At 47.5% G+C, this 7,040-nt stretch carries 2 protein-coding genes and 1 pseudogene; 1 reads left to right on the forward strand and 2 read right to left on the reverse strand.

The annotated features are described in order from the left end of the window. Positions 1–545: 545 nt before the first annotated feature. Positions 546–3,644 (reverse strand): MFS transporter, encoded by a 3,099-nt coding sequence (locus tag QUB30_RS32610; RefSeq protein ID WP_333342318.1) that lies wholly within the window; start codon positions 3,642–3,644, stop codon positions 546–548. A 400-nt stretch (positions 3,645–4,044) separates the two neighbouring features. Between QUB30_RS32610 and QUB30_RS32615 the strand changes: the two genes are divergently transcribed. After that, positions 4,045–5,430 (forward strand): 2-polyprenyl-6-methoxyphenol hydroxylase-like oxidoreductase, encoded by a 1,386-nt coding sequence (locus tag QUB30_RS32615; protein WP_333342319.1) that lies wholly within the window; start codon positions 4,045–4,047, stop codon positions 5,428–5,430. Positions 5,431–5,684: 254 nt separating this feature from the next. Here QUB30_RS32615 and QUB30_RS32620 read toward each other — a convergent pair. Next, a pseudogene (locus tag QUB30_RS32620) lies at positions 5,685–7,040 on the reverse strand (calcium-binding protein); the annotation flags it as partial.

The following is a 7,040-nucleotide window of genomic DNA, read 5'->3' on the forward strand; positions in this document are numbered from 1 at the left end:
CATATTGCTGCAATTTGGAGTTTTGTACATTATTATAATGCTAGTTTACAACTCTAGATACCTACTTTTTTTTTTAAATTCGGTTTTGTTTTATCATCTTGATCCTTTCCTTCAGGGCACTACCTTAATTCCGATGCTACCCGAGTTGATATAATATCTAATTCTGTAAAACAACGGCGAGCGGGTTTGTATTGAGGACGAAAGTCCTCAAGTCTTAAACGCAAAAACCCGGTCTCTGCACGTAATTTGGTCGTATACGCTCGAACGTGACAAGGAGAAACCGATTTTTTTTTGAAGCGTGCGTCCTGGACTGCCTTTGTTATTTTGGATGAATAAAAACTACTAATTAAGATGTAGAAATTCAGAGGTTTTACTATCTTCAAAAAAACTCTAGGAGCGGGTTTACTAATAACATTAAATAGTGCAAAAATTTAAATAAACCCGCTCCCACCCCAGGATAAAATCCTTTACTAAAAAAAGTGCCTGATGTCAGCATAAACTCACATCAGGCACTATCTGCAATCCGATCGCAACTTTAGTCTTTTTTACCGGATGACGGCTAAAGCACCTGCGCCTGCTGCTGCTGCTGCCGAAGAAAGAGCGGTGAAAAACAGCCACCAAGAGGCAACTTCTGCAGCTTTCCGGGTTTCTTCTGCTTGTTTTTCGGCTTGTAATTTGATGCTTTCGAGGCGAAGCTGCGCTTCTTGCTGCAAGCGTTCTGCTCTTTGCAAGACGCTGTTGCGGCTTCTTTCAATTTGATCGATCAAGCGGTTGGCATCTGCTTCGGAAATGTCCTCCCGAGAACTAATTAGTGCTACTAAAGTATCGCGGTTGAAGTGACCCAGCCGATCGCGCAAAGCATCAAATCCGGCTTGCGGGTCGTCAAATAACTTCCGCACGTCCCGCGTAATGCCTTCGTAATTTAGTTCGGGGCGATCGAGCGAATTGAGGTAATCCCGAATTTTTCCGAGAATCCCGTCAATTACCGACTGAATGCGCTCCTGTATTTTCTGAATTTGCAGTGCGAACTCGTCGCGCACCGACAAAACTCCATCGACAATGCGATTGGCTTCTGCTTCAGAAATATCCGGCCGCTGAGACAGCAGAGAAACAACTGTAGCTCGATCGATGTGCGACAGGCGCTCGCCCAAACTGTAAGCGCCGACTTTCGGGTCGTGCAGCAGCAGTTGCAAGTCGCGCTTGATCGCTTCGGGATTTAATTCATCCTTGCCCGTATTGCGCAAATAATCTTCTAAAACACTCTGAAAATCTTGCACTTGGCTTTGCATCCGCTTTGCCAAACGGCGCGGCGCTTTCACAATCGAGCCGAGGGTTTCCTGTACTTGGTCGATAATTTGATTTACTTGTTCCTCGGTCAAATCTTCTCTCTGAGAAAGCAGTTTTACCAAAGTATCGCGATCGACTTGAGACAGGCGGCCGCGCAGCGCTAAAGCTCCTTCTTTGGGATTTTCCAGCAATTTGGTCAAATCCCGCTTAATCCCTTCAGGATTGAGTTCTGTTTTGCCGGTATTGCGCAGGTAATCTGCAAGGGCGGTGGTGGTTTGGTCGTACTGATCCTTAGCTTTTTCGGCCAACTTTTGCGGCGCGTGCACCGCACTGTGCCAAGTTTCTTCGGCGCTGTTGAGAAGCTGATTTACTTGGTCTTCGCTGAGGTCTTTCCGCTGAGATAGCAATTTTACTAAAGTTTCGCGATCGAACCTAGAAGCTCTAGCTCTCAGCGCCCACATTCCCGCTTCCGGGTTGTCCAACAGCGTTTTGAAATCGCGCTTGATGCCTTCGGGATTGAGTTCTTCTTTGCCCGTAGACTTCAAGTATTCTTGGACTTTTTGCCACTGATTGTCTAGTCGGACTTGGGCTGCTTCTTGCAGACCTTTAGCATCTGCTAAAACTACATCTCGCGTCATTTCCAAATCTTTAACAATCTGTTCTACTTCCTGGAAGCCGAAGTTTTCACGACCTCTGAGAATTTGCACGAAACTGTCGCGGGTGTAAGGAGAAAGCCTCGCGCGCAACTGTTCGTAAGTAGCGTCAGAATCCTCTAATATTTTTTTGAAATCGCTACCGATAGCTGATGCTGTCAGTTCCCCTTTCGGCGTCAGCTTCAGATAAGTTTCCACCCGCCACTGCAAATCGCGAGCTTTTTCTTGCTCCTCGGCAAAGATTACGGTTTGTAAAACTCGCTGTCTAATTGCTTCTAATTCCTGGGAAATTTCTTTAATTTTGTCTTGGGTAAAAACGCCTCGACTGGCCAAGATTTCGGCAAAGTTAGACTGTTTTAGTTTTTCTAATTCGCGGCGCACAGTTCCCGGATCTGCCGTAGGATCGTAGAGTACGTCACGAAATTCGCGCTCGATCGCTTGCGGGTTCATCTGCCACGAATAAGTGTTGAGTAAGTAGTTTTCTACGTCGGCACGAATCGGGCTGTAAGTTACTGGTTCGCCTTTGACTTGAGCGGTAATTTTATCAGCTTGCTGGCCAACTTTGTCTTTAGCTTCTTTGAGCTGACCGATTACTTTTTCAACATCCAAGTCAGAAATATCCGTGCGACCCAATACTATTCCCATTAAAGCATTGACTGCCATTGTCGTTGCTTGCGACATCATGGTCGGGCTTTGTCCGGAATTTTGACCGCCCAGATTGCTGAGGGCTTTTTCTACCCTACTTGCCAATTTATCAGAGACCAAATCTCCCGATTTGGCAGATTTGAGATAGTCTACTAATTGGGCGATGCCGTCTGATTGCTGCCCTTGTTTTCCTACTTGTTTCCAAGCATCTTGGAGTTGGTCTACAATCCGGTTTACATCGCGTTTTGATAAGTCCGATCGCGAACTTACTAAATCTACGAGAGTTTGCCGATCGAGATTCGGCAAATTTTCGCCAGCAACTGCTTTGAGTTGGGGATCGTTGAGCAATTTTTCAAATTCGCTGCGCATCCCTTTGATGTCTAATTCAGGCGGTTTGAGGCTTTGAATGTAGTCTTCGACGTTTTCGCGCAAGCTTGTGGGGTCGATCGCGCTACCCAGTTCGTGCCCCACTGCTGCTGCTGCTGCTTTCGCTGTGGCGACGACTTGGTTGCTGGCTGCTTTTGCGCCCAGGGCCGAGGCTGCGGTGCCGACAATGGCTTGAAAGCCTGATGTCGCGGTGTTAACGACAGAACCGATCAAGGAACCGACGGTGGTGGAGCTCACCCAGACAAGCATTGAGAAATAGGTAGCCCACACGACTAAACCGACGATCGCCCCTAAACCGGGACTGCTAATCAAGCTGAGCTTAACTGCTAGCAAGCAAGCGAAGAATAGGGCGACGGTGACGGTAACTAGCGTCCAAGTACCTACCTTTCGGCCGATGTGGCGGACTGGGGGGCTGTCGCTATCCGAGTGTTGGCCGTCGTCGTGGGATTGTCCTATGTAGGAAAGGCCAGCGGCTACTGATAAATTTGTTAGCAAGAGTTGGAAAGCGCACGCGAGCACGACTCCAGCTATTAAAGCGATAAAAAATTGCGGCCCGGAATAAAGCAGTGCTGCGTCTTCTGCTGTGTTTGTAGTAGTCTGCTCTACTGGCACTTGGGCCAGCCAGAACCCGATGTTATACAGTTGTGGATTTATTGGCAAATTTTGATACATAGTATATTCCTCGTTAAGGGGTGGGTGCGCGCGATCGTTGGCGCGAGTTAACTAATGTATAGTTTTAGACTCATGCCCCCAATGGCAAGCATCGCCTTATTGACGAGCTAAAGCATCCCCCTACAGTTGGAAGTGTAGAAATATGTCTGCGGCCGGCTATCACTTTAGAGATACTTGTGCTATGTAAGTTGGCAGTTGTTAAATTGTTAGTTCTAAGTTATGAGTAAACCGCGCTGGGGCGCACCCGAGATTTATAGCAGTAATGGTTAAGTCTGATTAAAATCATCGCCGAGGAAAATCTTTGGTAGAGCGATATTAAGAGTCTGCACAGAAGCCCAGACAAATTGTTCACAATCGATCGACCAATGCCATAACAAATTAGCTTTCAAGGAGTTAGATCGTGCAGCGAGAAAGTCATGCAATTATTATTGGCGGCAGTTTAGCAGGACTGTTGGCCTCTAGAGTATTAGCAAAACACTTCGATCGAGTAAGTATTGTTGAAGGGGATTTTTTGCCAGAAAAACCCGCACCTCGCCCCGGTATTCCTCAATCCCGTCACCTTCACGTCCTTTTAAATCGGGGAAAAATCATCCTAGAAGAGTTTTTTCCCGGCTTGGAAAACGAACTCGTAGCTGCTGGTGCTCCTAGTTTAGATCCGAGGTCGATCGAGTGGTTGACTCCGGCGGGTTGGGCCCCGCACTTTAGCCCGGATGTAAATGATTTAATTATGTTCAGTCGGGATTTACTTGATTGGCACATTCGCCGCCGCTTGGCTGAAAATACGAACGTGCATTTCCTAGAAGGAGGGAAAGTAACGGGGTTGCTGGCGAATGCCTCGCGCACCGAGGTTGCTGGCGTGTCGGTGCGTTTTCGCGATCGCCACAACCAGGCTAACATCCATGAAGAGAATTTGTATGCAGATTTAGTAGTCGATGCTGGTGGCAAAGTTTCCAAAACACCTCAATGGTTGAAAAGTTTGGGCTATGAACCTCCGCCAGAAACCACTATCAATGCTTTTGTCGGCTATGCCAGCCGCATCTATGAAGGCAGCGGTAAATTGTCAGACACGGTGCCAGTATTTGTGTCAACAGCACCGCCATTTCGCACCCGCGGCGGTGGAATTTTTCCGATCGAAGGCAATCGCTGGCTGGCAATTCTCCTCGGGGGCGATCGCGATTATCCCCCCGAAGACGAAGCAGGTTTTCTAGAATTTGCCCGCACTTTGCCAACCCCGACAATTTATGAGGCAATTAAAGACGCAGAAGCAATAACACCTGTTTATAGTTATCGAGGTACAGAAAACCGTTTGCGCCACTACGAACGCCTCGCTCGTTACCCTGAAAACTTAATAATTATCGGTCATGCAGTTTGCGCTTTTAACCCGATATACGGACAGGGAATGACGGTTGCTGCACTAGATGCTCAGATGCTAGATAAATGTTTGCAAAAGCAAAGAGAGCGGTATCCAGAAGGCGATTTAACAGGCTTGGCGCGACAATTTCAACAAAAACTAGCAAAATTACACACTACTCCTTGGACGTTTGCCATCAGTCAGGATTCCCGCTATCCGGGAAGTGAAGGTGCAAAACTAAACCTCGCTACGCGGCTGACAATTGATTACATGGATCTGGTGTTAAAAGTGATGGTCCAAGATGCTAAAGTTTGTCAAGCATTTTTGCAAGTTATGCACATGAATGAGTCGCCGGCTCTACTTTTTCATCCCAGTATTGCGGTTAAGGCGATCGGGCAATTAGTCACCGTCGCGCAGAAGGCAGAATTAATATAATAAAGAGTTTACACGGAATCAGCTTATTTTTTCCAATTCTATAGTCCTGAACGCATGGGGGCCAAGAAACCTGTTTTTTTTACGAAAAGACGCCTCCCAGGCCGCACACGGGCGTAAAAAACCCGGTTTTGAGGAGTCGGAGTGTGTCCAGAACGGCTGATATTATGTCCGCTATAACCTGCACGATCGAATTGGTTTGTAGTGAGGAATGAAGTCCTCACTACTTGCCATGTAACGGTTATTTTAGCGGGAGATCAGACAATTCGGAAATCGTTAACAGCAATTAAACTGGCATTGACTCCCGTTAACGAAGCAATTACTTCTCCACTTCCTTTCAACTTAATCAGCGCGCTGTTATTGTTCTGACTTATTTCTAACTGATTAAAACTCAGACCCCCCGACAATCCTATGAAATCCTGACCTTTAACAAAATCAGAGATAATATCGAATCCGCTGACGACTCCTAAGACAAAAGTGTCCTTGCCCAAACCTCCGATGAGGCTGTCATTCCCTAAATCTCCCGACAAGAAATCATCGCCAACGCAGCCGAGTAAGGTATCATTATCTTCACCGCCGTAAATTGTATCGTTTCCTTCGCAGCCGTCGATTAAGTCCTTATTCTCGTTGCCGCTTAGGAAGTCATCTCCTGCACCGCCGCACAAAGTATCGTCTTCGAGTTGTCCGAAGAGAGAATCATTGCCTTCGCTGCCTAGAATTAAATCCTGAGCTTTTCCGCCGAATAGGCTATCGTTTCCTTTGCCACCGTCGATAAAATCATTACCTCGATTGCCAAAGATTAAGTCATTATCTTCTTGGCCGTTAATTGCATCGTTGCCCTCGTTCCCAAAGCTCAGGTCTTCACCAAAACCACCAAGAAGGATGTCGTTTCCTTTGCCGCCAAATAAGAGGTCGTCTCCCTTGTTACCGTCAATGAAGTCATTGTCTTCATTGCCGTTGAAGATATCCTTAAATTCGCCACCAAATAGGTTGTCGTTGCTAGTTAAAGCATCGAAGATATTGGGACTGTTGCTGGCAAAATAGGCGTCATTTCTGGGAGTGCCAATTAGAAGACCGGGACGACCATTGATAATATTATCAATTTGTTGGTTGGGTTTGTTGAGATTGGGATACTCAATTCGATCGCAAATGCAGTCTGTATCGGGAATGTTAACAGGCGTCGGCGTGGGTACGGGTTCCGGCGTCGGCGTGGGTACGGGTTCCGGCGTCGGCGTGGGTACGGGTTCCGGCGTCGGCGTGGGTACGGGTTCCGGTGTCGGCGTGGGTACGGGTTCCGGTGTCGGCGTGGGTACGGGTTCCGGTGTCGGCGTGGGTACGGGTTCCGGCGTCGGCGTGGGTACGGGTTCCGGTGTCGGCGCTGGAGTTGGAGTTGGTGTGGCTGTGACACTGGCCGCTATGGGGAAATCAAAGGGATTTTCGTCACTATCATCATTGACAAATTGCAGCGTACCTGTTTTAATTCCTGCTGCTGTCGTATCTACTTCAATTTGCAAATTAGCACTACCGCCTGCTCCCACAGTTGCAGGTAAATTTCCGACAATGCTAAATCCGGTTGGTAAGGTAAGGTTGCTGAGGTTTAAAACTGCTGTACC

This window comes from Microcoleus sp. BROC3 (genome assembly GCF_036702515.1).
GTDB lineage: Bacteria > Cyanobacteriota > Cyanobacteriia > Cyanobacteriales > Microcoleaceae > Microcoleus.

Coding starts and splice junctions, on each gene's coding strand:
- QUB30_RS32610 (WP_333342318.1), bottom strand. CDS start 3,644: ATGTATCAAAATTTGCCAATAAATCCACAACTGTATAACATCGGGTTC.